The 24,945-nt window shown below is 57.9% G+C and carries 25 protein-coding genes and 2 tRNA genes; 17 read left to right on the forward strand and 10 right to left on the reverse strand.

Annotation, left to right across the window (positions count from 1 at the left end):
* Positions 1-22 precede the first annotated feature (22 nt).
* Positions 23-508, forward strand: coding sequence for a pilus assembly protein (locus tag ACR0LY_RS05785; RefSeq protein ID WP_170357785.1), 486 nt, complete (start codon positions 23-25; stop codon positions 506-508).
* On the opposite strand, the gene ACR0LY_RS05790 is transcribed toward ACR0LY_RS05785, so the two are convergent.
* A complete protein-coding gene (locus ACR0LY_RS05790; protein ID WP_170348245.1) occupies positions 471-962 on the reverse strand; it encodes a hypothetical protein in 492 nt (163 codons plus the stop codon). The genes ACR0LY_RS05785 and ACR0LY_RS05790 overlap by 38 nt on opposite strands.
* 146 nt (positions 963-1,108) lie before the next feature.
* Between ACR0LY_RS05790 and ACR0LY_RS05795 the strand changes: the two genes are divergently transcribed.
* Positions 1,109-2,020, forward strand: coding sequence for a pirin family protein (locus ACR0LY_RS05795; protein ID WP_170348244.1), 912 nt, complete (start codon positions 1,109-1,111; stop codon positions 2,018-2,020).
* Here the strand turns inward: ACR0LY_RS05795 and ACR0LY_RS05800 are convergent.
* The gene (locus tag ACR0LY_RS05800; protein ID WP_170348243.1) at positions 2,017-2,604 is read right to left on the reverse strand and encodes a TetR/AcrR family transcriptional regulator; all 588 of its coding nucleotides are present in this window, start codon (positions 2,602-2,604) and stop codon (positions 2,017-2,019) included. The genes ACR0LY_RS05795 and ACR0LY_RS05800 overlap by 4 nt on opposite strands.
* 99 nt (positions 2,605-2,703) lie before the next feature.
* Here ACR0LY_RS05800 and ACR0LY_RS05805 point away from each other — a divergent pair, with 99 nt between their 5' ends.
* The 6 genes from ACR0LY_RS05805 (at position 2,704) to ACR0LY_RS05830 (ending at position 7,527) form a co-directional block, all read left to right on the forward strand.
* Entirely contained in the window at positions 2,704-2,952 is a 249-nt protein-coding gene (locus tag ACR0LY_RS05805; RefSeq protein WP_170348242.1) for a hypothetical protein, read from the forward strand.
* A gap of 127 nt (positions 2,953-3,079) precedes the next feature.
* Entirely contained in the window at positions 3,080-4,366 is a 1,287-nt protein-coding gene (locus tag ACR0LY_RS05810; RefSeq protein ID WP_170348241.1) for a homoserine dehydrogenase, read from the forward strand.
* Between the two features lie 70 nt (positions 4,367-4,436).
* Positions 4,437-5,420 (forward strand): class II fructose-bisphosphatase, encoded by a 984-nt coding sequence (gene glpX, locus ACR0LY_RS05815; protein ID WP_170348240.1) that lies wholly within the window; start codon positions 4,437-4,439, stop codon positions 5,418-5,420.
* 93 nt (positions 5,421-5,513) lie between these two features.
* The gene (gene recJ, locus ACR0LY_RS05820; protein ID WP_170348239.1) at positions 5,514-7,256 is read left to right on the forward strand and encodes a single-stranded-DNA-specific exonuclease RecJ; all 1,743 of its coding nucleotides are present in this window, start codon (positions 5,514-5,516) and stop codon (positions 7,254-7,256) included.
* A gap of 98 nt (positions 7,257-7,354) precedes the next feature.
* Positions 7,355-7,429, forward strand: a tRNA-Glu gene (locus ACR0LY_RS05825).
* 23 nt (positions 7,430-7,452) lie between these two features.
* Positions 7,453-7,527: transfer RNA gene (locus ACR0LY_RS05830), tRNA-Glu, on the forward strand.
* A 9-nt stretch (positions 7,528-7,536) separates the two neighbouring features.
* Here the strand turns inward: ACR0LY_RS05830 and ACR0LY_RS05835 are convergent.
* From ACR0LY_RS05835 to ACR0LY_RS05865, 7 genes are read right to left on the reverse strand one after another with little or no spacing between them, the layout of a single operon-like run.
* Entirely contained in the window at positions 7,537-9,378 is a 1,842-nt protein-coding gene (locus tag ACR0LY_RS05835) for a V-type ATP synthase subunit A (RefSeq protein ID WP_170348238.1), read from the reverse strand.
* Entirely contained in the window at positions 9,375-10,067 is a 693-nt protein-coding gene (locus ACR0LY_RS05840) for a hypothetical protein (protein WP_170348237.1), read from the reverse strand. The genes ACR0LY_RS05835 and ACR0LY_RS05840 overlap by 4 nt, the downstream gene beginning before the upstream one ends.
* Position 10,068: 1 nt before the next feature.
* On the reverse strand, positions 10,069-10,746 hold the full coding sequence (locus ACR0LY_RS05845) for a hypothetical protein (RefSeq protein WP_170348236.1): 678 nt from the start codon (positions 10,744-10,746) through the stop codon (positions 10,069-10,071).
* A complete protein-coding gene (locus ACR0LY_RS05850) occupies positions 10,746-11,189 on the reverse strand; it encodes an ATP synthase subunit C (RefSeq protein WP_170348235.1) in 444 nt (147 codons plus the stop codon). Before ACR0LY_RS05850 ends, ACR0LY_RS05845 begins: the two co-directional genes overlap by 1 nt.
* Positions 11,186-12,982 (reverse strand): V-type ATP synthase subunit I, encoded by a 1,797-nt coding sequence (locus ACR0LY_RS05855; protein ID WP_170348234.1) that lies wholly within the window; start codon positions 12,980-12,982, stop codon positions 11,186-11,188. Before ACR0LY_RS05855 ends, ACR0LY_RS05850 begins: the two co-directional genes overlap by 4 nt.
* A complete protein-coding gene (locus tag ACR0LY_RS05860; protein WP_170348233.1) occupies positions 12,979-13,584 on the reverse strand; it encodes a V-type ATP synthase subunit D in 606 nt (201 codons plus the stop codon). The genes ACR0LY_RS05855 and ACR0LY_RS05860 overlap by 4 nt, the downstream gene beginning before the upstream one ends.
* Positions 13,562-14,923, reverse strand: a complete 1,362-nt coding sequence (locus ACR0LY_RS05865; protein ID WP_170348232.1) for a V-type ATP synthase subunit B — start codon at positions 14,921-14,923, stop codon at positions 13,562-13,564. Before ACR0LY_RS05865 ends, ACR0LY_RS05860 begins: the two co-directional genes overlap by 23 nt.
* Positions 14,924-15,167: 244 nt before the next feature.
* Here ACR0LY_RS05865 and ACR0LY_RS05870 point away from each other — a divergent pair, with 244 nt between their 5' ends.
* The 8 genes from ACR0LY_RS05870 to ACR0LY_RS05905 all read left to right on the forward strand — a co-directional run bounded on the left by ACR0LY_RS05870 (position 15,168) and on the right by ACR0LY_RS05905 (position 22,732).
* A complete protein-coding gene (locus ACR0LY_RS05870; RefSeq protein WP_170348231.1) occupies positions 15,168-16,907 on the forward strand; it encodes an ABC transporter substrate-binding protein in 1,740 nt (579 codons plus the stop codon).
* Between the two features lie 84 nt (positions 16,908-16,991).
* The gene (locus ACR0LY_RS05875; RefSeq protein WP_170348230.1) at positions 16,992-18,041 is read left to right on the forward strand and encodes an ABC transporter ATP-binding protein; all 1,050 of its coding nucleotides are present in this window, start codon (positions 16,992-16,994) and stop codon (positions 18,039-18,041) included.
* A gap of 1 nt (position 18,042) precedes the next feature.
* Positions 18,043-19,119, forward strand: a complete 1,077-nt coding sequence (locus ACR0LY_RS05880; RefSeq protein ID WP_170348229.1) for an ABC transporter ATP-binding protein — start codon at positions 18,043-18,045, stop codon at positions 19,117-19,119.
* Complete coding sequence (locus ACR0LY_RS05885; RefSeq protein ID WP_170348228.1) at positions 19,116-19,979, forward strand: carbohydrate ABC transporter permease; 864 nt, start codon at positions 19,116-19,118, stop codon at positions 19,977-19,979. Before ACR0LY_RS05880 ends, ACR0LY_RS05885 begins: the two co-directional genes overlap by 4 nt.
* On the forward strand, positions 19,976-20,773 hold the full coding sequence (locus ACR0LY_RS05890) for a carbohydrate ABC transporter permease (protein WP_155139158.1): 798 nt from the start codon (positions 19,976-19,978) through the stop codon (positions 20,771-20,773). The genes ACR0LY_RS05885 and ACR0LY_RS05890 overlap by 4 nt, the downstream gene beginning before the upstream one ends.
* 8 nt (positions 20,774-20,781) lie before the next feature.
* The gene (locus ACR0LY_RS05895; protein WP_170348227.1) at positions 20,782-21,186 is read left to right on the forward strand and encodes a DUF2160 domain-containing protein; all 405 of its coding nucleotides are present in this window, start codon (positions 20,782-20,784) and stop codon (positions 21,184-21,186) included.
* 66 nt (positions 21,187-21,252) lie between these two features.
* Entirely contained in the window at positions 21,253-21,648 is a 396-nt protein-coding gene (locus tag ACR0LY_RS05900) for a BlaI/MecI/CopY family transcriptional regulator (RefSeq protein WP_170348226.1), read from the forward strand.
* Positions 21,635-22,732 (forward strand): M56 family metallopeptidase, encoded by a 1,098-nt coding sequence (locus tag ACR0LY_RS05905; protein ID WP_170348225.1) that lies wholly within the window; start codon positions 21,635-21,637, stop codon positions 22,730-22,732. Before ACR0LY_RS05900 ends, ACR0LY_RS05905 begins: the two co-directional genes overlap by 14 nt.
* A 5-nt stretch (positions 22,733-22,737) precedes the next feature.
* Here ACR0LY_RS05905 and ACR0LY_RS05910 read toward each other — a convergent pair whose 3' ends face one another.
* Positions 22,738-24,141, reverse strand: a complete 1,404-nt coding sequence (locus ACR0LY_RS05910) for an MATE family efflux transporter (protein ID WP_254437314.1) — start codon at positions 24,139-24,141, stop codon at positions 22,738-22,740.
* A 311-nt stretch (positions 24,142-24,452) separates the two neighbouring features.
* On the opposite strand from ACR0LY_RS05910, the gene ACR0LY_RS05915 reads away from it, so the two are divergent.
* Positions 24,453-24,917: a putative molybdenum carrier protein gene (locus ACR0LY_RS05915; protein ID WP_170348224.1), complete on the forward strand. Its 465-nt coding sequence runs from the start codon at positions 24,453-24,455 to the stop codon at positions 24,915-24,917.
* The last annotated feature ends 28 nt before the right edge of the window (positions 24,918-24,945 follow it).

The following is a 24,945-nucleotide window of genomic DNA, read 5'->3' on the forward strand; positions in this document are numbered from 1 at the left end:
GCTGTTATTCCCGATCTTCGTTATGACGATCTCGCTGACCTACACGTTCTTTGACGGCTTTCGCCAAAGCACTTTGAACGTGAAAGCCGCGTATACGGTAAGCGATCTGCTCTCGCGGGAAAAAGACACTGTTACTGACACTTACATCGAGTCCATGCACACCCTGATGCAACGGATGGTAAACAGCACCGCCGAGATGAGATTGCGTGTGTCATTCATCCGGTATTTCGAAAACGGTGGCGACGACTACTACGATGTGGAATGGTCAACAACCTGCGGATTTCCCGGGATATGGGACAACGGCAATATCGACAGATTGCGCGACCGACTTCCACCCATGGCCGACCTAGAGCCGATGATTATCGTGGAATCGTCAAACGATTATGAATGGACAGTCAAGCCCGCCTGGCTGGATACCGACTATCAATTCGAGAACTACATCTTCACGCGTCCGCGCTTCGAAAATCAGATTATTGGGGTTGTTTCTCAACAGGGCTGCCAGTCGTAACCAGAGCCTGCAGTATTTCGCACAGAAACTTGGTTTCGGCGGCCGTTGTTACCCCGCCGACACCCACCCGGCGTCCCAATCGCCACCACAGGCCAGGCGCCCAGCTATTTTCGGCACTTTGCCGTGTCTTTAGAAGAAACCCGTTTGAGGGTTTGAACGCAAAGACACCCCGGTCAATGCTCTCGATATCTTCGACTTTGGCAATCAACCGCCCTGCCCCGGTTCTGAGTTCGGTTTGCGTCAACTCGATCGCATCATCGGTCGCGAACCACATTCGGTAGGCCAACCAGAAAGACGCACCACCCACCACAAGCAGGAAAACCAGCCATATCGGTTCGGATGGATGTGACAACGCGACATACAGAACAAGTACACCGACACAGCCCAACATTCCGGTGCCCAGCCAACGTCTGGCGATTGAGGGCCTGATGGTGGCCAAAACCTCTTGATGCATGTGACTCCCCGATATTTTCGTCACGGTTTAACGGTTTTGTTCCGGGAAGGACAGAGGGGTAGATTTCCGCACAGCACCCGTTCTTTTCTGCTGATTGACCCGACCCGCGCTTATCATACATGCAAGCCAAAGCTATGGAGGTCACAATGTCCCTACGACCGGTTTTGGAAACCCGTAAATCCACACCAACGCTTGAGGGCGCGGGCGTAAAACTGCACCGCGCGTTCGGGTTTCAGGACCCGACTGAACTGGATCCCTTCTTGCTGTTTGACGACTTTCGCAATGAGAACCCGCAGGATTATCAAGCGGGTTTCCCATGGCACCCTCATCGTGGAATCGAAACGATCACCTATGTTCTGGCTGGCACGGTTGACCACTCGGACTCATTGGGCAACAGCGGGACATTGGGCGCCGGAGATGTGCAGTGGATGACAGCCGGGTCTGGGATTTTGCATCAGGAAATGCCGACGGGTAACGCCGCTGGCCAAATGCATGGTTTCCAGTTGTGGGGCAACCTGCCCTCGGCACAGAAAATGACTGCGCCGCGCTATCAAGATGTGCAAAGCAAGGACATCCCGGAAATCACTGATGATGACGGAACAACTGTGCGTGTGATTGTAGGAGAGTTCTGGGGCAAGACCGGTCCGGTCGATGGGATCGCAGCCGACCCGCAATACCTGGACATTCAAATCCCCGCAGGGGTCAAGAAAACATTCCGGATAGATACCTATCGCCGTGCTTTCGCATATGTGTTTGAAGGTCAGGCTGCGTTTGCCGATGCCTCGCAACCAACCGGCGTTCTGCTGGAAAAAGAGATTGCCGGGCAAGAAGTTAACATTCGGGACATGTCCGGCGATCGCACGCTTGTCCGCTTTGGCAGCGGCGATGAGATCACGGTGCAGGCCGGCGCTGAAGGCGTGCGATTCCTTTTGATCTCTGGGGCACCGATTACCGAACCTGTAGCTTGGCATGGGCCAATTGTCATGAATACTCAGTCTGAATTGAAACAGGCCTTTCGCGAATTGCGTAATGGCACGTTCATTCGACCGGCTCACTAGGTGGAGACCGACCGACGCACCATGTCCCAATAGACCTGCTCGACTTCGTCCAGCGACAAGCGTCCACCTGCGCGATACCAAGTCATCACCCCGTTCAGCATGGCAATGACGGCGAGGGTGGCGATCTTGGTATCCGCGATATCGAACACCCCGCCCTGCTGCCCGCTGCGCAAGATGGTCTCTAGCGCGTTTTCATAGCTGCGGCGCAAGGCCTCGATTTCCGAGAAGTTTTCCGGTGTCAGGTTGCGCAATTCCATATAGGCAATGAACACCTCATCTGGGCGCTCCAGGTGAAAGCGGATATGAAACCCTACGAACTGGCGCAACGCCTCGGACGCATCGGCAGGATGGTCAAGGTCGTCATAAGCCAAAAGCAGCTCTTGCATGTGTTCGTGCATCAGACGGTATAGCAGGCTTTGTTTATCCGGCGTGTAGTTATACAGAGCCCCTGCCTGCACCCCGACCTCGGACGCGATCTGGCGCATCGAGACGGCCGCATAGCCGTGACGGGCGAACAAACCCAGCGCCGCCTTGCGGATGCGTGGGCCGGTAATATCGGAATGTGAACCTTGCGTACGTGCCATTCCCACACCGTATCTGAACGTTTGTTCAGATAGAACCCCGCTTGAACCAAACCACTAAAAGGTGCATCACAGTTTCAGTTGATGTTGAAAGAGTTCTGCATGAAACCCCTGCCTTTGCTGATACTGATGCTCGCATGTGCCGGATGCACCGATATTCCAGAATTGGAAGGGCGCGAGTTGCCGGAGCTGGAGTCGGCACGCTATCCTAAGCTTATCCCGCTGCAGGAAAAACTGGGCCCCGCCGTTGATCCGGTGAACGAGGCCGCAGTGGTCGAAGAAGACTTGATTGCGCGGCGTGAGGAACTTGAGAAAAAGTCAGAAGAACTCCAGAACGCGGAAATCAACTAAGCCCCTACGATTAAGCCCCATCCGGGACCGGTACGCATTGCACCCTAGCGCTGAACCCGCTAAGGCAGCGCTGAACGGGCAAAAGGCCCGAAACCACGGAAATTTCGAGCGGAAAGGAACCCACGGGATGACACAGGCGCTGCGGCTGGGAATTGCGGGCTTGGGAACGGTTGGCGTGGGTGTCGTAAAGATCATCCGCCGCCACGCAGACCTGCTGCAGGCACGCACGGGCCGATCTGTCGAGATCGTTGCCGTTTCGGCGCGCGATGCGAATAAGGATCGCGGTGTGAACCTGTCGGACTACGCCTGGGAAACCGATCCCGTGGCGTTGGCGAAGCGCAATGACATCGATGTGTTTGTCGAACTGATCGGCGGCGAAAACGGCCCGGCCAAAGCCTCGGTCGAGGCGGCGCTGGCCACTGGCAAGGACGTGGTGACCGCCAATAAGGCGCTGCTGGCGATCCACGGTCAGGACCTAGCCGAAAAGGCCGAAGCAGCTGGTCGTGTCATCCGGTTCGAGGCCGCCGTTGCAGGCGGTATCCCGGTGATCAAGTCGCTGACCGAAGGGCTGGCCGGAAATGAGATCACCCGCGTCATGGGCGTGATGAACGGAACCTGCAATTATATCCTGACCCGCATGCAATCGCAGGAGCTGGGCTATAACGCGCTGTTCGAAGAATGCGCGCAGCTTGGGTACCTTGAGGCCGATCCGAACCTGGACGTTGGCGGCATCGACGCGGCGCATAAGCTGGCGTTGTTGTCTTCGATCGCTTTTGGCACCAAGCCGAACTTCGATGGAATCCAGATCGAAGGCATTCAGCAGATCACCCTGGAAGACATTCATCAAGCCGCCGATATGGGCTATCGCATCAAACTGCTGGGCGTCGCGCAACGCTCGGCCCGTGGTTTGGAACAGCGTATGCAGCCGTGCCTTGTGCCCAGCAGCTCGCCCTTGGGGCAGTTGGAAGGCGGCACAAACATGGTGGTGATCGAGGGCGACGCGGTCGAGCAAGTCGTGCTGCGCGGCCCCGGAGCTGGCGAAGGCCCTACGGCAAGCGCAGTGATGGGCGATGTCTGCGATCTGGCACGCGGGCTGCAAATCCCGACCTTTGGTCGCCCCGCAACCTCGTTGCAAGATGCCAAGCCTGCGGTGACCGGACTGCCCGCCCCCTATTATCTGCGGCTTGCCCTCTTCGATAAACCTGGAGCGCTGGCCAAAGTGGCGGCTATTCTGGGCGATGCAGGTGTTTCAATCGACCGGATGCGCCAATACGGGCATACGGAAAGCACCGCTCCGGTTCTGATCGTCACCCACAAAACCACGCGCGCCACGCTGGACGTTGCCCTGAACGGGCTACGGGACACCGATGTGGTGGCGGATGAGCCAGTTGCATTGCGCATCGAAGAGGTTTGACCCTTGCGGCCTGCCCAAGACGCAGGCTATGCCGAAGAAAACGCCGATACTGACCTGAGGATAGTGAAAAATGAGTGCTGCCAAGATTGATTTCAACGACCGACTGTTGTCTCTGGGCCTTGCGCGGGTCGCAGAACAGGCCGCACTGGCGTCCGCCTCTCTGGTTGGGCGTGGCGACGAAAAAGCTGCCGATCAGGCAGCAGTAAACGCCATGCGCGAACAGCTGAACCTGCTGGATATCGCGGGTGTGGTTGTTATCGGCGAAGGTGAACGCGACGAAGCGCCGATGCTGTATATCGGCGAAGAAGTCGGCACCGGAAACGGACCTGGTGTGGATATCGCGCTGGACCCGCTGGAAGGCACCACCTTGACCGCCAAGGACATGCCAAATGCGCTGACCGTGATCGCCATGGGCCCGCGCGGCTCGATGTTGCATGCGCCGGACGTTTACATGGACAAGCTGGCCATTGGTCCGGGGTTCGCCGAAGGTGTGGTCAATCTGGACATGTCGCCCCGCGAACGGGTCGAAGCACTGGCCAAGGCCAAGGGTTGTGAGCCTGCCGATATCACCGTCTGCATTCTGGAGCGTCCCCGTCACGAAGCGATGATCGCTGAAGTCCGTGAAACCGGCGCCTCGATCCGCCTGATCACCGATGGTGACGTGGCCGGTGTCATGCACTGTGCCGAAAGCGAAGAGACCGGCATCGACATGTATATGGGTTCGGGTGGCGCGCCCGAAGGCGTTCTGGCTGCAGCTGCGCTTAAATGCATGGGCGGTCAGATCTTTGGCCGCCTGTTGTTCCGCAACGATGACGAACGCGGCCGCGCCGCCAAGGCAGGCATCACCGATCTGGATCGCGTTTATTCCCGCGACGAAATGGTCACCGCCGACGTAATTTTTGCTGCCACCGGTGTCACCGGCGGTTCGCTGTTGCCGCGCATCAAGCGCGAACCCGGCTGGGTCGAAACCACCACGCTGCTGATGCGGTCGAAAACCGGCTCGGTCCGCCGCATGTCGTATCGCACGCCGATGTGGCCCCACGACAAAGCGTGATGGCTTGCGCCATTGCCTTCGGCGAGAGTATTTGGAAAAAGATGAAGAGGCCGGATCCGAGAGGGTCCGGCCTTGGCGCATAAGAGGCACACCATGAGTTATCTTGGGGTTGAGCAGTCACTATCCGGGCGACGTTGGGTCGGCCCAGTGCCCGATGTTGAGCGGGCCGCGGAAATGCTGATCCAACAGGCCGGTCTGCCCCGCGCGGTGTGTCAGGTTCTGGCGCGACGCGGCGTCTCTGCTATGGAGGCGTCCGGGTTTCTGGAACCCAAACTGAAAGAACTGCTGCCTGACCCGCGCGACATGAAGGATATGGAAAAAGCCGCAACGCGATTCCTGTCAGCGGTCACGAACAATGAGCGGATCGCAGTGTTCGCGGACTATGACGTAGATGGCGCCAGTTCTGCGGCTTTGCTGCTGGTTTGGCTGCGGCAGATGGGCCTGCAGGCTACATTGTACGTGCCCGACCGAATTGACGAGGGCTATGGCCCCAACGTGCCCGCGATGCAGGAACTGGCCGCCACGCATGACCTGATCATCTGCGTCGATTGTGGCACGCTGAGTCACGAACCGATTGCAGCCGCCAAGGGCGCGGATGTGATCGTGTTGGATCACCACTTGGGCGGCGAAACTCTGCCCGATTGTGCCGCCGTGGTGAACCCTAACCGGCAGGATGAAAGCGGCGATCTGGGCTTTCTCTGCGCCGCCGGTGTCGTGTTTCTGATGCTGGTCGAAGCCGGACGTCAACTGCGTGAGGCAGGTGTAAACGGGCCTGACTTGATTGGTCTGCTGGATCTCGTGGCGCTGGCGACCGTGGCTGATGTGGCCCCGCTGATCGGGGCAAACCGGGCGCTTGTGCGACAAGGCCTGAAGGTTATGGCCCAACGGCAAAGGCCCGGTCTTGTGGCGCTGTCGGATGTGGCGCGCATGGACTCGGCGCCTAACAGCTATCACCTGGGGTTTCTGCTGGGTCCGCGCGTGAACGCGGGCGGGCGCATTGGTCAGGCGGACCTCGGCGCGCGGTTGCTTAGCACAGAATCGATGCATGAGGCGCAGGCGCTCTCGCAACGCTTGGATGAATTGAACACCGAGCGTCGTGACATCGAAAACGCCGTACGTGCCGCAGCGTTAGAGCAGGCCGAGGAACGTGGTCTGGATGCGCCGCTGGTTTGGGCTGCGGGTGAAGGCTGGCACCCCGGTGTGGTCGGCATCGTGGCCTCACGCCTGAAGGAGAACGCCAACCGCCCCGCGATTGTCATCGGTTTCGACGGGGATGAGGGCAAAGGCTCGGGCCGTTCGATCTCGGGCGTTGATCTGGGTGCGTCGATCCAGAGGCTTGCCGCCGAAGGGTTGCTGGTCAAAGGCGGCGGTCACAAGATGGCGGCGGGTCTGACCGTGATGCGCGACCAGTTGGAACCTGCCATGGCGCGGCTCAGCGAATTGCTGGCCAAGCAAGGCGCGGGTGACGGCGGTCCGGCCGATTTGAAACTGGATGGCACCCTGATGCCTGGTGCAGCCACTATTGATCTGATCGAACAGATCGAAAAGGCAGGTCCGTTCGGGGCCAGCGCCCCAGCCCCGCGATATGCGCTGCCCGACCTGCAGGTGCGTTTTGCCAAACGCGTTGGTGAATCCCATCTGAAACTGTCCCTGTCCGACGGTGTTGGCGGCGGTCTGGATGCAATTGCCTTTGGGGCCTTTGACGGTCCGATGGGCGAAAAGCTGTCAAATCACGGCGGCGCGCGCTTTCATTTCGCCGGGCGGCTAGAGGTGAACTCATGGGGTGGACGCCAAAGTGTGCAACTTCGGCTGGAAGACGCAGCAGAGGCGATTTAAGCCCGATTTCGGGTCTGGGAAAAAACTTTCCCATCCTTGCATTTTTCGGCTTGCGGGGGTCCGGGTGAAACCGTAAAAGGCCCTCCACAAGCCAGCGTGGCCCGTTCGTCTATCGGTTAGGACGCCAGGTTTTCAACCTGGAAAGAGGGGTTCGATTCCCCTACGGGCTACCACTTGTGCTTGCGCCATACCAAATGGCCCGTTCGTCTATCGGTTAGGACGCCAGGTTTTCAACCTGGAAAGAGGGGTTCGATTCCCCTACGGGCTACCACTTCCCTATTTAGACACCAAACTTCTCGCGGCACAGATTTTGTATCTGCCCCCAGGTCGACTTGAATTCCGGTGTGTTTTCCGCCGCATAGTGAAAGTTCTTCATCAATCCTGTGACCTGCGTAAACACCTGCCGAACCTCGGCCTTGTCAGCGAACTCCGCAGTTGATTGGGTCACGTCGTAGACCAGCTTGAAGGTCATTTTCTGACGTTCCAGCGGCACCGTCGCGTCCACTTTGTCAAACGCATCCTGCTGCAGATAAACCATATCCACAAACAGCGCTTTTTGCTGGGTTACGAAATCTTGGATCGTGACGCCCTCTTCCCCCGTCACCTGCATCATCTGATCGACCTGTTCGCCTTTTTCGATCAAGGCCAGCAAATCGCGGACCTTGCCGGTCCAACCCGGTTCGGCGTTTTTGTCGTACCAGTCGGACAATTGATCCGTATAGCGCGACCAACTGAGCATCGGATCGACCGCAGGATAAAACCGCTTGTAGGCGCGTTCCGAAGACAGGCCGAGGAAACATTTCACTGTGGACAGGGTCGATTGCGTGACCGGCTCGTCAAAGTTGCCGCCGGCGGGGGAGACGGTTCCGATCAAGGTAAGGCTGCCCAAATCGCCGTCATTGGTTTTCATTGCTCCGGCACGCTCATACAGTCCCTTGATCGAGCTTTCCAGATAGGCAGGAAAACCCTCTTCGCCCGGGATTTCTTCAAGTTTTCCGGATGTTTCGCGCATCGCTTGCGCCCAGCGGCTGGTACTGTCGGCAATCAGCAACACGTCATAGCCCATCTGTCGATAGTATTCGCCCAGCGTAATACCGGTGAAGATCGAGGCCTCGCGCGCGGCAACCGGCATGGACGACGTGTTGCAGATGATGATCGTACGATCCATCAGACTGCCACCCGTGGTTGGGTCGGTCATCTTGGGAAACTCATGGATCGTCTCAACCACTTCACCCGCACGTTCGCCACAGGCTACGACAAGGACGATATCCACCTTGGCATTGCGCGCGATCAGGTTTTGCAGAACGGTTTTGCCCGCCCCAAACGGCCCAGGAATACAGGCCGTCCCCCCGCGTGCGATGGGAAAGAACGTGTCGATCAGGCGCTGAGAGGTCAGGACCGGTTCGGTCGGATACAACCGCTCGGACAGCGCGCGTTTCAGAATGCTTTCCGATAAAGGCCGCCGCACTGGCCATTTCTGGCATAAGGTCAGCGTGTGTTCGCCGCCTTGCTCATCTTCCAGACGGGCCACTATGTCGTGGATCGTGGCCGCGCCTTTTTGTACCCAGATGACCTTGTAATCACCCATCCAGTTAAACGGCAGCATGATCTTGTGGGTGAAATGTCCCTCGGGGACCGTTCCGATGCTGTCACCGGCCGTCACCGTATCCCCGACCTTGATCGAAGGGCTGAACGACCATTTTGCCTGATCGTCCAGCGGTGCCACATCCGCCCCGCGGGGCAGGAAGGTGCCAAAATCAGCCGCTACTTTGGGCAAAGGCGATTGCAACCCGTCGAACACCTGCCCCAACAAACCCGGCCCCAGCTCGACCGACAGCAATTGGCCAGATTGTTCGACCAGGTCGCCCACGGCAACCCCGTCGGTGCTTTCATAGACCTGCACATCCGCCGTATCACCACGCACCCGCAGCACCTCGGCCTTCAGGCGTTCCTGCCGCCCACCTGGCCCGGGGCGTGTTGGCAGAATAAAGACCACTTCGTTCTTGACCAACTGCCCAGGTTGCCCCGAGGCGTCATGGTTGGCCCGTATCTGCACCAACCCCTCTTGCACCGAGACGACACGGGCGGTGGCGGTCTGTTTGGCAGAGGTTGGGGCGGTCATGCGTTTGCTCCGTCAAAATCGATATCGGCGACATTAGCCATGGCCTGCTGGGCCAGATGCTCAAATCTTTTGGCCGCCTCCTGCGCATTGCTTTGCGCCCAGCGGTCGAAAATGTTCCAGATCAGCACGTAGATCACCACTGCTTCGAAATCGAAATAATGGCGGGCAGCGTGGCGTTTCAGCTGCTTGTGGCTGACCGACAAGAGCAGCCGCTCCAAGCCCAAAGGATCTGCAGCGTCCAATAGTTGCTGGGCCTCCTTGATCCAAGGCATCGGACCTTCCAATCGAAAGCTCGGATCATTCCAATTGGCAGGGATATGTCGGACCCAACGCCCCATACCGAACGATCCGGCAGGTGGGCTGACCCCCTGTTTGCGCAGGCGCAGCGCGGCCACTACAGTACGCAAGTCCATCCGCTCAATAAGCATCTTGCGCAAGGTGGGCTGCGAGATATCGTGCAACGCCTCGTTGCAGCGCCCAATGGCCTGCGCGTCGGTTACCCCGATGTCGTAGTCGCCCCAGTTCAAAGCATGCTCCAACACCTTCAAAACGCGCGCATCCTCGGGTGTCAGCGCCGTTAAACGTCGATCCAGCCGCAACCGCGACAAGGGCGGCTGTTTGGCGACAAACAACCGCTCCGACCCCGGTAAGCTGCTGATCAGCGCGATATAGGCGTCAGGGTTTGGCATCCTAACGGATCACCCCCTCCAGAACGGCCCGGAAACGCGGCTGTAGATGCTCCATCAGCAACGAGGCCACCGCTTTATCCGTCAGATCCAAAGCCACGCCTTGATCGTCCGCCCGCACCCGTATGCCACCCTCGGCATCATCCGAGGCGTGCAGTTCGACCTGCTCGCGCAGCATTTCAGCGGTCAGGCCCAATACGTATTTGGTGAGCTTGCCAGATTGGATATCGTCGGCATTCTGTTTGATATCCTCTTGCGTAGCGATCTTGGCGGGCAAAATGACTTCTACCTTTCCGTCCAGATTGGCGCCTTCTGCCGCACGGCCCACAACTTCGAGTATCATCTGCTTCAGCAGGTCTGGATCAGCCATTTCCTTGGTGACCAGACGTTCGACATCTTCGCGAAAGCGGTCCGTCAGCCCGGCTTTCATGGTCAGCACCGCATCCCGCATGGCAGTGTTCAGCGCCTCTTCGCCCGCTGCGCGGTAGTTGTCAGAATCCGTGCGGGCTTTCTTTTGATACGCGTCCGCCTCGCTTTTGGCGTCGGCCAGTATCTTCACCGCTTCGGCCTTGGCATCGGCGCGCAGTTTCTCTGCATCCGCCTGGCCAGCGGCCACCCCATCATTGCGCAGCTTGTCGATCAGCGCGTCAACACCGTGAGAAATCATGCCATCCTGCGCCATCAGCTTATCCCCGCGCTAATGACCAAGGCAAAGACGAAGGCAAAGACGCCAAAGCCTTCGATAATTGCAGCAGGTGCCAGCGACAGCCCGAAGATTTCCGGCTTTTCCTTAGTTGCATTGATCGCTGCGGCACAGGCCCGGCCCTGCCAGATACCGCAATACATCAAGGCGATGCCCGACAAGATGCCGATCCCAAACAACCCACCCGCATTTTCAGGCGTCACCTCACGGTTCAGGGTGAACATGATGACGATGCCATAGATAACCATGGTCGAAGGAAAGGCCGAAACGCCGACGAACCGGCCATAGCCCCCCTCGGTCTCGGTCATGGCGCCGATGCTGGCCATACCAGCAATGGAGCAGCCAATGGCGCTTGCCGCCGCCCCCAGTGCCATCGGTGCGTAAATCCCCAGCCAACCCAATGTAAGAACAAGCTCATTCATTCCTGAACCTCCTTGCGGGCAAACGGGCGAAAGACGATGCCTTCATCCGGCAAACCCCATTTAAAGAATTCGATGTAATTGAGACGCAGCCCGTGGACGACGCCGCTCATCATCGCGAGGGCGAAGTTCAGGGCGTGACCGACGATCAGGATCAGCAGAGCGAACAGGATCCCGGGTCCCTTCAGCGCGTGCATCACTGACACCGCCAGATCGTTGAATGTGATCGCCAGCGAGGCCGAGGCCAAGCCCAGCGCGAACAGGCGCATATAACTGAGTACGTCACCAAACGCCCCCATCGCTCCGGCCAGGGCTTGGATGCCGCCAATCAGACGCCATAACCAATCGATTGGCTTGTTGATCTGGCGATCGCTGGAAAACCAAAGGATCGCCAGAACGCCCGCGCTAAGGATCACCGCACCGGGTGTTGCAGAGTTTCCCTTCACATAGCTGAGCCACAAAACAAATCCGCCAATCAGTGCAGCGATCCACCCCAGATTGGCAATCGCATTGCGCTGTCCCCAGGCAGCGTGGGCGGCCAGTGCATTGGCCAGCACCAGATGCAGAACTCCCACAACAATCGAGACCATCATCATGGCACCAAAATTGTTCAGATCGAGCAGTTTCACCTTGGCGAGGATCGACCCTTCCGGCGGTGACACACCGAAATAACTGCCCACCAGAACGCCATATACAATCGTCGCGCCCGAAATGATCAATCCGTACCGACGCCATGATTTCTGCCCGGCAGTTCCGTCCATTCGTTTCCAAAACAGCAGCAAGCCCAGCAGTATGGTCGCGCCGTACCCTGCATCAGCTACAATCATGGCAAAGAAGAACGCGAAGGACACGGCGACGATGACGCTTGGGTCCCAATCTTTGTAACCTGGAACTTGATAAAACAGCGCCAAATCTACGGCAGCGTTACGTTTTTCCGGCTGCTCCAACAGAGTGGGTGGCGAGTCTTCGGGGCCTGGGTCCTCGATCAGAATCGCGGCGTCCTTACCCTTCGCCATGTCCAACACGGCATCAACGCGATCTTCTGGCACCCAGCCCTGAAGGGCAAACATCGCCTCTTCGTCGCGCACTTTCTGCGTCGCATGGGCAAGCTCTGCCGCGCTCTCAGCCACCGAGAGGTTACGCCGCATCAGCGTCAAGTAGCGGGTCTGGGCGACCCGTTCGGCCTCAAGCGCTTCGATGGCAATTTCCGCCTCTTCCAACTGGGCCTCAAGCTCATGAATGGGCAGTGACCCCGTATGGGTGCGCGGTACTGGCAGAATGTCGTCGGCGGGCTCATCCGACGAGATCAGGACCGCATAGATAAACCGATGATCATGCTCCAGAATCGCCCAGGGCAGCGTCAGGTCATTCAAAGCATCTCGACGCTTTAACGGCAGTTGGTAGAACCATAGCCGGTTGCCCGCCAGAACGTCATCGGGCGGAAAATCCAGATCGCCCCACGGCCGCACCTTCGCAATGCGATCGGCCAGAAAATCCCGCCTGTCTGTCATGTCGCGGCTGCGTTGCATCAGGTCGCGCACATCCTTGACGAACTGATCCATATTAAAGTCCGTGTCGCGCTGAATTTGGCGGCGTGGCTCAGGTACATCTGTCAGGAATCGCAACGCCTTATAGGCATCTCTTGCACCGCGCGCGCTGATCTTTTCCGGCTCAGATGGTGGCGGGGCCAGTGGCAATACATGCATGCACCCCAGTTCCTGCAAAGCCTCAAGCGTTTCGGTTTTCTGCGCTGCTCGTCCTACCAACGAGAGCTTTTTGAGGCGGGCGATACTCATGACGCCGCCTCTTGCGCATGTTTACGCTTGGAGATTTTCGAGCGGACGACGGCCTGCATCTGCTCATCACTCAGGTAGATGCGGATCTTCTTGATATTGGCCTTGGCGCGCGGGATCAGAACCTTTTCGAACAGGTTCACCCGCTGCGTGATCGTGGCAACGGCCTTGTCGAAAATCCTGACCCGCTCTTCGGCCACTTTGACCCGCAGGCGCGCCTCGATCATATCATGCAGCAACTGCGCCGCGGCATCCACCCAATGGGGTTTTGCCAACAGCGAATAAGGGCGCACAGCAACCTCGATCCGGTCCAGATCAGGCATCTTGACGCCCACCACGTTGACCTCTTTGACCCTGTAGTCTTTCAGTTCCACCAGCCCGTCCAGATCGATGCTTTGCTGTGCCAGCATTGGCAGCTTTGCCCCCACCTGCTGGGCCAGCTCTTGCACCTCGTCCTCCAGCCGCCTCACCTCCTCACGGGCTTTCACACGTTCCGCCATCAATTGCTGGCGCTTGAGGTCCAGTGACGGCAGGAACCGCTCATAGCTTTTCAGCTGCGTCTGCTCGCGGGCGAGCGACGATTTATTCAGCTGCAACCGCGCCATCGGCATCCTTTGGGAAATATTTGTCGACCAGAGATTGCTTCATCAGCAATTGTTCTGGGGCAAAACACTCAGCCAGGGTTTTCCAGCCCAGATCAAGCGCATCCTCCAGCGGGATCGAGACGTTGATATCCATGAAACGCTTACGGAACAGCGCGCCAAACTTCAGCAGTTGGTGATCGTAATCCGACAGGTCAAAGGCCATCGCCTGCTTCTGCGCGGCGTCCCGGCTTTCCGAATAAAACCGGATCATCGTGTTCATAATCTGCCCGTGGTCTTCGCGGGTTGTCTTACCAACTACATTCTGCTTGAGGCGCGACAGGCTGCCGAACGGGTCGATCACACCCGAATGCAGGTAAATCTGGCCTTCGGTGATATAGCCCGTGTTGTCCGGCACCGGATGGGTCACGTCATTGCCTGGCATTGTCGTCACGGTCAACACGGTGACCGACCCGCCCTTGGCGAAATCACACGCCTTTTCGTACCGGCGCGCCAACTGCGAATAGAGGTCACCCATATATCCGCGCTGCGATGGAACGCGTTCCTGACTGATCCCCACTTCTTTCATCGCATCGGCGAAAGCGGTCATGTCAGTCATCAGAACCAGCACGCGCTTGCCCTCTTCCACCGCGAATTTCTCGGCCACGGCCAACGCCATATCCGGCACCAATAAGCGTTCGACCAGAGGGTCCATCGCCTGATTGACGAACATCACGGTGCGCGAGAACACGCCCGCATCCTCAAAGGAGGTGCGGAACGTGTAATAGTCATCAAAGATCAATCCCAGCCCGCCGAACACCACGATATCGGCATCCGCCTGAATACCGATTCGGCTGAGAAAGGCGTTGAACGGCTCACCTGAAACCGAGAAAATCGGGATTTTCTGGCTTTCGACAAGCGTGTTGAACACGTCGATCATCGGCACATCCGTGCGGATCATCTTGTTGGGAACCGCACGCTCGGCCGGGTTTACGGTCGGACCACCGATGTCGATGCGCGGCTCGGCAGTCAGGTCGGGTCCGCCGTCGATCGCCACCCCCGCCCCGTCGAACACGCGCCCCAAAATGTTGGCCGAATAGGGCGTCTGCATTGGGTGGCCAAGAAAGGTCGCCGTCGCCTCGGTGGATATGCCCTTGGTGCCCGAGAACACCTGCAACGTCACCACGTCCCGATCAATTAAGATCGCCTGAGCCAGAGTTTTGCGGCCATCCACCGTCTCGATCACCGCCAGATCGTTGAAGCGAACGGCTGGGTCGCGCGCGCCATCAATCGGCACCCGAACCTTGATCGTGTCACCGACAATTTCCAGAACACGCGTGTACTTCAACAGGCTTCGGGACATCACTTACCCCCATGCGTCAAAGAGATTTTCAGTAAATTCGCCACGGTGGTCAGTGGCATTTTTTGTAATTGTAAGGACAGCTTACAACGAATTCAGAAATTGGCAACCGAGGATAAATCAACCCTTCGAAACCGGCTGAATTATCATTTACTAAAAATTTAGTTTGACAGGTGCGCAGAAAATCGCTGATGCTGTCGGTCATCCGGTTAGCACCGGACAACCATAATTTTTTGGGAGGAGACAGATGCGGAGACATCTACTTTCCGCAGTGGCGGCGGCTGCCGTCATTGCGGGGCACGGTCCCGTTTGGGCCGACGAAGCCGCAGCACAACGTTGGATCGACGACGAATTCCAGCCATCGACCTTGTCGAAAGACGAACAGATGTCGGAAATGCAGTGGTTCATCGAAGCTGCACAGCCTTACGCTGGCATGGAAATCAACGTCCTGTCCGAAGGCATCCCGACACATTCTTACGAATCCGAGGTCCTGACCAAGGCGTTCGAGGAAATCACTGGCATCAAGGTCAACCACCAGATCCTCGGTGAAGGCGAAGTGGTTCAGGCGGTTCAAACCCAGCTGCAGACCGGCCGGAATCTGTATGACGGCTATGTCAACGACAGTGACCTGATCGGCACCCACTCGCGCCTGCAACTGGCCTATCCGCTGACCGACATGATGGCTGGCGATTGGGCGGCGACAACTTCGCCGACGCTGGATCTGGATGACTTCATGGGCATTCAGTTCACCACCGGTCCGGACGGCAAGCTGTACCAGCTGCCTGACCAGCAGTTCGCGAACCTTTACTGGTTCCGCAAGGACTGGTTCGACGACGAAGCCAACAAAGCCGCGTTCAAAGAAAAGTACGGCTATGACCTGGGTGTTCCGGTCAACTGGTCGGCTTACGAAGACATTGCCGAATTTTTCACCAATGACGTGAAGGAAGTCGACGGAGTGGCGATCTATGGCCACATGGACTACGGCAAGCGCGCACCTGACCTTGGTTGGCGTATGACCGATGCGTGGCTGTCAATGGCCGGTGCCGGCGACGTTGGCGAGCCGAACGGCATTCCGGTTGATGAGTGGGGCATCCGCATGGAAGCGGGCACCTGTAACCCTGTTGGTGCATCCGTGTCCCGCGGCGGCGCTGCAAACGGTCCCGCTGCGGTCTATGCGATCCGCAAATGGGATGAGTGGCTGCGGGCCTATGCGCCTCCGGGTGCGGCGTCCTATGACTTCTACCAGTCGCTACCAGCGCTTAGCCAAGGCAACGTCGCCCAGCAGATCTTCTGGTACACCGCCTTTACTGCCGACATGGTGAAGCCGAAATCCGAAGGTAACAACACCGTGGATGACGAGGGCACGCCGCTGTGGCGGATGGCACCCAGCCCGCACGGCCCCTACTGGGAAGAAGGCCAGAAGGTTGGTTATCAGGACGTGGGGTCTTGGACCTTCCTGAAATCGACCCCTGCGGATCGTGCTCAGGCGGCTTGGCTCTATGCTCAGTTCGTGACCTCCAAGACTGTCGATGTGAAGAAGTCCCACGTGGGTCTGACCTTCATCCGCGACAGCTCGGTCAATCATGAGTCCTTCACCGAGCGCGCACCCAAGCTGGGTGGTCTGGTCGAGTTCTATCGCTCGCCTGACCGTGTGGCATGGTCGCCCACCGGCATCAACGTGCCGGACTATCCGAAGCTGGCCCAGATCTGGTGGCAGCAGATCGGTGACGTGAACTCGGGTGCGTTTACCCCGCAAGAGGCGATGGACCGTCTGGCTGAAGAGATGGACATCACCATGGCCCGTATGCAGGCCGCGGACGAAAGCGCCGGTGTCTACGGTGGTTGTGGTCCACGCCTGAACGACCCGCAGGATCCTGCCTTCTGGCTGGAAAAAGAGGGTTCGCCAAAGGCCAAGCTTGAGAACGAAAAACCGCAAGGCCAGACCGTCAACTATGACGAACTGGTTCAGCGCTGGCAGGCTCAATAGACCATTGAAACCCCGGGGGTGCCGGTTCAGGCATCCCCACCCCAAAGACCAGTGCGATGCACTGAAGGACCGGAACTCACGGACATGATCGAATTACAAGATGCCACCAAACGGGTTGGCAACGTCATCCATATCAAACCCACCAACCTGACGCTGCAAACGGGCCATTTCAACGTGCTGTTGGGCGCGACGGGCTCGGGCAAGACCTCTCTGATCAAGATGATGGCCGGGCTGGACCCGATCGCCTCGGGCAAGGTTCTGATGGATGGGCAGGATGTGACACGGCTGAACACGCAAAAGCGTCAGATCAGCTTGGTACACCAGTTCTTCGTGAACTACCCGCATATGAGTGTTTTCGACAATATCGCCTCGCCCCTGCGCGTGGCTGGTATGGCGCAATCCGAGATCGAGGGCCGCGTGGAAGAGGCCGCCGATCTGCTGCAATTGCGCCCGATGCTTAACCGTCGCCCGCATGAGCTGTCGGGCGGGCAACAACAACGTACCGCGCTGGCCCGTGCCATCGCGAAAGAAAGCCGCGCCGTGTTCCTGGATGAACCGTTGGCGAACCTTGACTACAAATTGCGCGAAGAGCTGCGCGAACAATTACCAGACCTGTTTGCAGGTCGAGGTGCCGTCGTGGTTTATGCCACCTCGGAACCAGAAGAGGCCTTGCTGTTAGGTGGGTACACCGCTCTGATGGAAGACGGCCACGTTACTCAGTTCGGCCCAACCGCTGATATCTATCGCAATCCCGAAAACATCGCCGCTGCGCGGGTGTTCTCGGACCCGCCAATCAATGTGGCTCAAGTCTCGGTCACTGGCGCTCAGGCGCAACTGGCGGGCGGGGGCGGCTGGACCGTTACGGATATGGCTGATGGAGAATACATGGTTGCTGTGCGTCCGCACCGAGTAACCCCGGTCCGCACCTCGGACGCAGATGTGGAACTGACCGGTCGTGTGATCGTCACTGAACTGTCCGGCTCCGATTCCAGCGCGCATTTCCAACATGGGGATGAAGCGTGGGTCTCGCTGGCTGCCGGTGTGCATCCCTATCAGGTCGGTGAGGATCACAGCTTTTACATGAACCCGGCGCATTGCCGGTATTTCGGCCAAGACGGCAAAAGGGTGGCCTGACATGGCACAGATCAAACTTTCAAACCTACGACACAGCTATATGCCAACGCCAAAAGGCCAGGAAGATTACGCGCTGAAGGAAATCGATGTGACCTGGCGCGATGGTGGGGCCTACGCGCTGCTCGGCCCGTCGGGCTGCGGCAAGTCCACTCTGCTGAACATCATCTCGGGTCTGTTGACGCCGTCCGAGGGGCAGATTCTGTTCGATGACCGCGACGTCACCACCCTGCCCCCCGATCAACGCAACATTGCGCAGGTGTTCCAGTTCCCGGTGATCTACGACACGATGACGGTGGGTGAAAATCTTGCCTTCCCGCTGAAAAACCGCGGCGTGGACCCAGCGACAATCAAACGTCGCGTGGATGAGATTGCCGAAATGCTGGACGTCACGGATATGCTCAACACCCGCGCATCGGGCCTGAGCCCTGACAACAAACAGAAAATCTCGATGGGGCGCGGTCTTGTGCGCGATGATGTAAACGCGGTGATGTTTGACGAACCGCTGACGGTGATCGACCCGCATCTGAAATGGAAACTTCGGTCAAAGCTGAAAGAACTGCACCAGCGCGTGCAGGCCACGATGATCTATGTGACCCACGACCAGACCGAGGCGCTGACTTTCGCGGACGAAGTCGTCGTAATGCAGGAAGGCGAAGTGGTTCAGATCGGCACTCCAGTCGAACTGTTTGAACGCCCCCAGCACACATTTGTCGGACACTTTATAGGTTCACCCGGTATGAATGTCCTGCCCTGCGAGGCCAAAGGCGACCGCGCCGTGTTCGAAGGCCACGAGGTGATGCTGGAAGGTCCCACCCTTGGTGACGGAGGCCGTACACACCTGGGAATCCGCCCTGAGTATGTGGGCTTTGGGGACACCGGCATCCCGGCGCATGTGACCAAAGTGGCCGATATCGGCCGCCACTTTGTTGTCAGTGCGATGGTCGGGAACACGGCCCTTAAGGCTGTGACCGAACACAGTGTACCCGAGCCCGGATCACAAGTCTTTCTGCAATTCAAACCTGAACAATCCCGCGTCTATCGTGACGGCTGGATCGCAACCGAGGAGCGGGTGCAATGAGAACCGAAAACCAAAAGGCATGGTTCTTTGTCTTACCCGTTCTGGCGCTGGTCGCGTTCAACGCGCTGGTGCCGATGATGACCGTGGTCAACTACTCGGTGCAGGAAACATTCGGCAACAACCAGTTCTTCTGGGAAGGTCTTGGTTGGTTTGAACAAATCTTGCGATCTGACCGATTCCAGGCCGCACTGGGGCGGCAGTTTCTGTTCACCTTCCTGATCCTGATCATCGAGGTCCCGCTGGGTATCATCGTGGCCCTGTCGATGCCACGCAAAGGGTTCTGGGTGCCGGTTTGTCTGGTGCTTATGGCGCTACCGATGCTGATCCCGTGGAATGTGGTCGGCTCGATGTGGAATATCTTCACCCTGCCCCAGATCGGCCTGTTGGGTTACTTTCTGAATGACGTTTTGGGCATCAATTATGACATGACCCAACAGCCAATCTCGGCTTGGATCACTGTCGTCGTCATGGATGTCTGGCACTGGACCTCGCTGGTGGTCTTGCTGTGCTATGCGGGGCTCGTGTCGATCCCTGATGCGTACTACCAAGCGGCCAAGATCGACGGTGCCACCCCGTGGTCGGTGTTCCGCTATATCCAGTTGCCCAAGATGAAAACGGTTCTGACCATCGCAGTCTTGTTGCGGTTCATGGATAGTTTCAACATCTACACCGAGCCATTCGTTCTGACCGGCGGCGGCCCCGGCAACTCGACCACCTTGCTTTCGATCGACCTTGTGAAGATCGCGCTGGGGCAATTTGACCTTGGTCCTGCGGCCGCGATGAGCCTGATCTATTTCGCCATCACGCTGCTTGTGTCGTGGCTATTCTACACTCTGATGACAAAGGATGACGCAGAATGAAAAAGCGTTCCATCATCCCGATCCTCTATATCGCATTCCTGATGCTACCGATCTATTGGCTGGTGGCGATGTCCTTCAAGACCACGAATGAAATCCTGTCGGGCTTTTCCCTGTTTCCCCAGACCTTTACGTTGGAAAATTACATCACCATCTTCACTGACCCAACATGGTATTGGGGCTACATCAACTCGATCACCTATGTGACTCTGAACACGGTGCTTTCTGTCTGCGTGGCTTTGCCTGCCGCCTATGCGTTCTCGCGCTATCGGTTTCTGGGTGACAAACAGCTGTTCTTCTGGCTGCTGACCAACCGTATGGCCCCAGCGGCGGTCTTCGCCCTGCCGTTTTTCCAGCTTTATTCGTCGATCCACCTGTTCGACACGTATCTGGCCGTGGCGTTGGCGCATACGCTGTTCAACGTACCGCTTGCGGTGTGGATTTTGGAAGGCTTCATGCGTGGCATCCCGAAGGAACTGGATGAGACGGCTTATGTCGATGGTTATTCCTTCCCGCGTTTCTTCGTGACCATCTTCCTGCCCAACATCAAAGCGGGCGTGGGCGTCGCGGCGTTCTTTTGCTTCATGTTCTCATGGGTTGAGATGCTGCTGGCCAAAACCCTGACCGCGGTCGAGGCCAAACCTATCGCAGCCGTGATGACCCGCACCGCGTCCAGCGCGGGGTATGAGTTGGGCCTGCTGGCCGCCGCCGGAACGCTCACCATTATCCCCGGCGCCATCGTCATCTGGTTTGTCCGCAACTACATCGCGCGTGGTTTCGCGATGGGTCGTGTATGAGGTTCGAAATGCGAAAATTGCTACTCATCCTTCCCTTCCTGCCCTCGACGGCTTTTGCACAGGCTCAGGCCGGATGGGGCAATGTCGGCCAGCAAGAGGAAAAAGGCTTTTCCTGGACCGCACCCCTGTGGCCCGATTTCTGGATGGCCTGGACCCCGGCCACATTGGCCGTATTCGTAGGCATCTTTTCGGCCATTGCCCTGATCGGCGTTCTCGAAGGTTTCAAGTACCGCGACGGCATCGAACGACGAGGTGTTTTAGGCCTGACTACCACGCTGGGCGACCGGCTGTTCATCACCCTGCTGGGATCAGCCTATATCTTTCTGGCCTGGCTTGGTCTGGTGGGTCAGCCGGTCTGGACACCACTTTTTCTGTCCGTCGGCTGGGGCATCTTCGTCTTCTGGAAAGTTTAAGCTTTGCGAAACAGCGAAAGGATGCTTGTCTGTCAGGCATACTAAAAAATGCGACACGAAAGACCGATGCGAAAGAAAAAAACAACAAACCTGCTGACCGAAGTAGAACTTGAGTTCATGAACGAGCTCTGGGCGCTGGGTCAGGGCTCGGTTCGTGACGTGCTTGATCGCCTGCCAGCCGAACGCAATCTGGCTTATACATCTGGCGCCACCATCCTGCGTATTCTCGATGAAAAAGGATTTGTCGAAAGCCGCAAGGATGGAAAGACGCTGATCTATACGCCGCTGCTGGAGAAGGACAGATATCAGGCGCGGTCGCTGCAAAACCTGTCGCGGACCCTGTTCGACGACACGCCCGCCACACTGGTCGCGCGTTTGGTTGACGACGCAGGGCTCAGCGAAGCCGATCTGGAGGAAATTCGAGCACTGGTAGAGAGGAGACTGCAAAATGACAGCGGTTAAACCGGTTCTCGACGCGTATCTGGAATTGAATCTGGTCCTTGGGTTAGCCACGCTTGTGTGGCTGGCAGCCCGAGGCATTCTGTCCAGAACATCCTTCAGCCACGGATTTGTGGCGCAACTGCGCGCGCTCAAGGCGCTTTGCCTGTGCGTCGTCCTCAGCCCCGTTCTGGCACTGGGTGTGTCCGTGCTGGCCACTCACACCCCGGCAAAAGGCACTGTAGCCATCGGTGACATCGCCGTGGCGGCCTATCTGCGTGGTGACATTGCCATGCCAGCCACCCAGTTCGAAGCCTTGCTGAACACACGCCAGCGTTGGGTCGATGTGTTGTTCAGCGGGGATCACCCCGTTGTTTTGGTGATCCTTGCGCTGCTGGCGCTGGCAGCGTTGATTTATACCCTGCGCGTCATCCGCGACGGGCTGTCGATCCGCGAGACAGTGAACACCAGCTTTCTGTGGCGACGCTCTGCCAAGGTGGACATTCGCCTGTCCGACCGCATCGCCGTTCCCTTTGCTGTACGCGGCCTGCGTCGACGCCATGTAGTGCTGCCCAGCCATCTGCTGGATTCCCCGCACGAAATGCGCTTTGCCCTTGCGCATGAGCTGCAACACATCCGCGCCGGTGATGTAGAGTGGGAGCTGGGGTTCGAACTGCTGCGCCCCCTTCTGTTCTGGAACCCCGCCTATCTGGTCTTGAAATACCAGTTCGACCGCCTGCGTGAGTTGGCCTGTGATCAATCGGTCGTTGCCCGCAAAGGCATCGACACGCAGGACTACACCAGCTGTCTTTTGGACTATTGCGCCCGAACAGTTGTGCGCGGCAGCCCGCGTGTGCTGAATGTTGCTCTGGTTACGGGAGGCAAAGCTAAGCGGGTTCTGCGGCAACGCGTAATCGCCCTGGCCGATGCGCCTTCGGTTAACTCATCTATGCCGTTCATGTTCCTAGGCCTGACCATCTTGTTTGCACTGGTGCTGGGCCTCGGTGCCGCTTCGATCCAACAGACCGAGGATTGGAGCCACGACCGGCTGATGCTGTCGACTGTTGTCAACCTGGAACGGCTAGAGGCGCGCAATCAGGGCAACTGATTGATCTACCAACCTCGCCGCCCAAACAGCGCCTGCAATCGGGTCTGCCCGGCAAACGGGTCCATCGGTTGCGGCGTAGCCAGTTTTGATACGACCCGGCGGACCAGAACCCAGCAGACCCCCGCAAAGATCACGCCACCCAAAGCCTGCCCCAGCAGGACCCCCGGTGCCCCTGCGATATAGGCACCGGCCACAGCAAAGGGCCATGTGCCCAAAGTATGCCGCCCCCAATTCACCCAAGTCGAATACACAGGGTGACCCAGATTGTTGAAACTGGCATTCGCAACAAAGATCACACCGTTAAAGAACGACGCCAAGGCCAGCGGCCCGCAAAACAGGTAGATCAGTGTGCGCGTTTCCCCCTGCGCCTGAAACAGATCGGCAATCGGCGCGCGCAATAAGAATAGGGTGACGGCCATCAGGCAGACATAAACAGCGGTGAATTTGACCCCGGCCAGAAAACTCTGCTTTACGCGGTCAAACTGCCCCGCCCCGAAATTCTGCCCGACAATAGGTCCAATGGCCCCGGACAGGGCAAAAATGACCGAAAATGCCACGGGCAATAGCCGCCCGATCACGGCCATGCCAGCCACCGCATCCGTTCCGAACTGTGCAATCTCACGAATGACGATGGCATTGCCGATGGGGGTGGCGATATTGGTCAGAACGGCAGGTACGGCAATTGCGCTGACCGGACGAATATCCGCCCCAAGCTGCTGCAAAGAGGGCCGACCAAACCCGCGGTGTACCCGCACCGCCGGTCTGACCGTCGCGATCAACATGCAAATACGCGCAATCACCGATGCGATGGCCGCCCCATCCAGCCCCAGCCCGACAGCAAAAATTAGGATCGGGTCTAGCACGGCGTTTGCCACACCACCATAAATCGTGGCCAACATCGAACGCCGGGCATCTCCGTAAGCGCGCAGAACCGCCATACCGGTCATCGCCACAGCCATCACCCACATGGTTGGCAAAATGATCGAGGTATAGCGGGCAGCCAACCGCAGCACCTCGCCTTCTGCGCCCAGAAGCGACAGAAAGAACGTCAGATTGAACAGGACGATTACAGACACGATCAACCCGACGACGGCACCCAGAACAGCCACACTGGTGCCGAATTGGCGGGCTTGTTCGTGCCGCCCGGCGCCAAGTTCCCGAGCGACCAGGGCCCCTGCCGCAATCGAAAGGCCAACATTGACCGAGTTGGTGAAGAACAAAAGCGTCCCGGCATAGCCAACAGCTGCGGCCAGCGCATCGTTTCCCAACATCGAGATGAAAATCATGTCGACGAAATCAACGGCGAAAATTGCCATAAGACCAATACTGGTGGTCAAGGACATCCGGGTCACGTGCCCCATCAGGCTGCCCGTCAGAAAGACCGCCTTGCTGTCAGATTGTGTCGCCATGCCTTGTTAGCCTTTTTGAATGCGGGCACTTCTCTGGTTCTGTTGGGGGAACTGCCCGGTAAGCCCCCAGTTCCTCTTGCACTACCTGAGAGCCGTACAGGAACTGCAGGACAAATTCGGACCACTCTGACCGTACGGCATTTGCGTCCAAGGCGACAAACCGACCTTCAGGTGACAGTTTGACGATCCCATGAACCGCTCAAAATCCGTTTCGCGCAAGGGGTGAATACCTCCAGCCCTTTGAATTTCGCCGGTTTGCGGTACACCGGCAACCTGACTAATCTAGACCACAACAAATAGGGGCGTGAGTCATGAAAATTGTCTCAGGTGGACAGACTGGCGTAGATATGGCTGCTTTGGAGTTCGCACGCCAAAACGGTTTTGCATACGGTGGCTGGGTCCCCAAAGGGCGCATGAACGAGGATGGAAGGATTCCGGCCCAATTCGACGGTCTGACCGAAACGCACTCCGAAGACGTTGTGGAACGCACCCGCTGCAATGTCTTATCGAGCGATGCTACCTTGATCTTTGTGGATGGCTCAATCAGCCCCGGAACGCAGCAAACTATTGTTTTCGCTGAAGAAACTGGAAAGTTACATCTGACCGTCGATGTCAGAAAAGGAATAGCGACCAGTGCCGCGCATGTCAGTGAGTGGCTGCAGGCAAACCCGGTGTCGGTTCTGAACATCGCCGGCCCCCGTGCCTCGGAAGCACCACAAATCGGGGCGCAGGTACGGGCGGTGCTGGATCGGACTTTGCGACAACTCTCGCCGTGAAACCCAAGGTTCGATTTCGTCGCCCATT

It is taken from the genome of Ruegeria sp. BC5 (assembly GCF_056539205.1).

Coding starts and splice junctions, on each gene's coding strand:
- ACR0LY_RS05785 (WP_170357785.1), top strand. CDS start 23: ATGACGATCTCGCTGACCTACACGTTCTTTGACGGCTTTCGCCAAAGC.
- ACR0LY_RS05790 (WP_170348245.1), bottom strand. CDS start 962: ATGCATCAAGAGGTTTTGGCCACCATCAGGCCCTCAATCGCCAGACGT.
- ACR0LY_RS05795 (WP_170348244.1), top strand. CDS start 1,109: ATGTCCCTACGACCGGTTTTGGAAACCCGTAAATCCACACCAACGCTT.
- ACR0LY_RS05800 (WP_170348243.1), bottom strand. CDS start 2,604: ATGGCACGTACGCAAGGTTCACATTCCGATATTACCGGCCCACGCATC.
- ACR0LY_RS05805 (WP_170348242.1), top strand. CDS start 2,704: ATGAAACCCCTGCCTTTGCTGATACTGATGCTCGCATGTGCCGGATGC.
- ACR0LY_RS05810 (WP_170348241.1), top strand. CDS start 3,080: ATGACACAGGCGCTGCGGCTGGGAATTGCGGGCTTGGGAACGGTTGGC.
- glpX (WP_170348240.1), top strand. CDS start 4,437: ATGAGTGCTGCCAAGATTGATTTCAACGACCGACTGTTGTCTCTGGGC.
- recJ (WP_170348239.1), top strand. CDS start 5,514: ATGAGTTATCTTGGGGTTGAGCAGTCACTATCCGGGCGACGTTGGGTC.
- ACR0LY_RS05835 (WP_170348238.1), bottom strand. CDS start 9,378: ATGACCGCCCCAACCTCTGCCAAACAGACCGCCACCGCCCGTGTCGTC.
- ACR0LY_RS05840 (WP_170348237.1), bottom strand. CDS start 10,067: ATGCCAAACCCTGACGCCTATATCGCGCTGATCAGCAGCTTACCGGGG.
- ACR0LY_RS05845 (WP_170348236.1), bottom strand. CDS start 10,746: ATGGCGCAGGATGGCATGATTTCTCACGGTGTTGACGCGCTGATCGAC.
- ACR0LY_RS05850 (WP_170348235.1), bottom strand. CDS start 11,189: ATGAATGAGCTTGTTCTTACATTGGGTTGGCTGGGGATTTACGCACCG.
- ACR0LY_RS05855 (WP_170348234.1), bottom strand. CDS start 12,982: ATGAGTATCGCCCGCCTCAAAAAGCTCTCGTTGGTAGGACGAGCAGCG.
- ACR0LY_RS05860 (WP_170348233.1), bottom strand. CDS start 13,584: ATGGCGCGGTTGCAGCTGAATAAATCGTCGCTCGCCCGCGAGCAGACG.
- ACR0LY_RS05865 (WP_170348232.1), bottom strand. CDS start 14,923: ATGTCCCGAAGCCTGTTGAAGTACACGCGTGTTCTGGAAATTGTCGGT.
- ACR0LY_RS05870 (WP_170348231.1), top strand. CDS start 15,168: ATGCGGAGACATCTACTTTCCGCAGTGGCGGCGGCTGCCGTCATTGCG.
- ACR0LY_RS05875 (WP_170348230.1), top strand. CDS start 16,992: ATGATCGAATTACAAGATGCCACCAAACGGGTTGGCAACGTCATCCAT.
- ACR0LY_RS05880 (WP_170348229.1), top strand. CDS start 18,043: ATGGCACAGATCAAACTTTCAAACCTACGACACAGCTATATGCCAACG.
- ACR0LY_RS05885 (WP_170348228.1), top strand. CDS start 19,116: ATGAGAACCGAAAACCAAAAGGCATGGTTCTTTGTCTTACCCGTTCTG.
- ACR0LY_RS05890 (WP_155139158.1), top strand. CDS start 19,976: ATGAAAAAGCGTTCCATCATCCCGATCCTCTATATCGCATTCCTGATG.
- ACR0LY_RS05895 (WP_170348227.1), top strand. CDS start 20,782: ATGCGAAAATTGCTACTCATCCTTCCCTTCCTGCCCTCGACGGCTTTT.
- ACR0LY_RS05900 (WP_170348226.1), top strand. CDS start 21,253: ATGCGAAAGAAAAAAACAACAAACCTGCTGACCGAAGTAGAACTTGAG.
- ACR0LY_RS05905 (WP_170348225.1), top strand. CDS start 21,635: ATGACAGCGGTTAAACCGGTTCTCGACGCGTATCTGGAATTGAATCTG.
- ACR0LY_RS05910 (WP_254437314.1), bottom strand. CDS start 24,141: ATGGCGACACAATCTGACAGCAAGGCGGTCTTTCTGACGGGCAGCCTG.
- ACR0LY_RS05915 (WP_170348224.1), top strand. CDS start 24,453: ATGAAAATTGTCTCAGGTGGACAGACTGGCGTAGATATGGCTGCTTTG.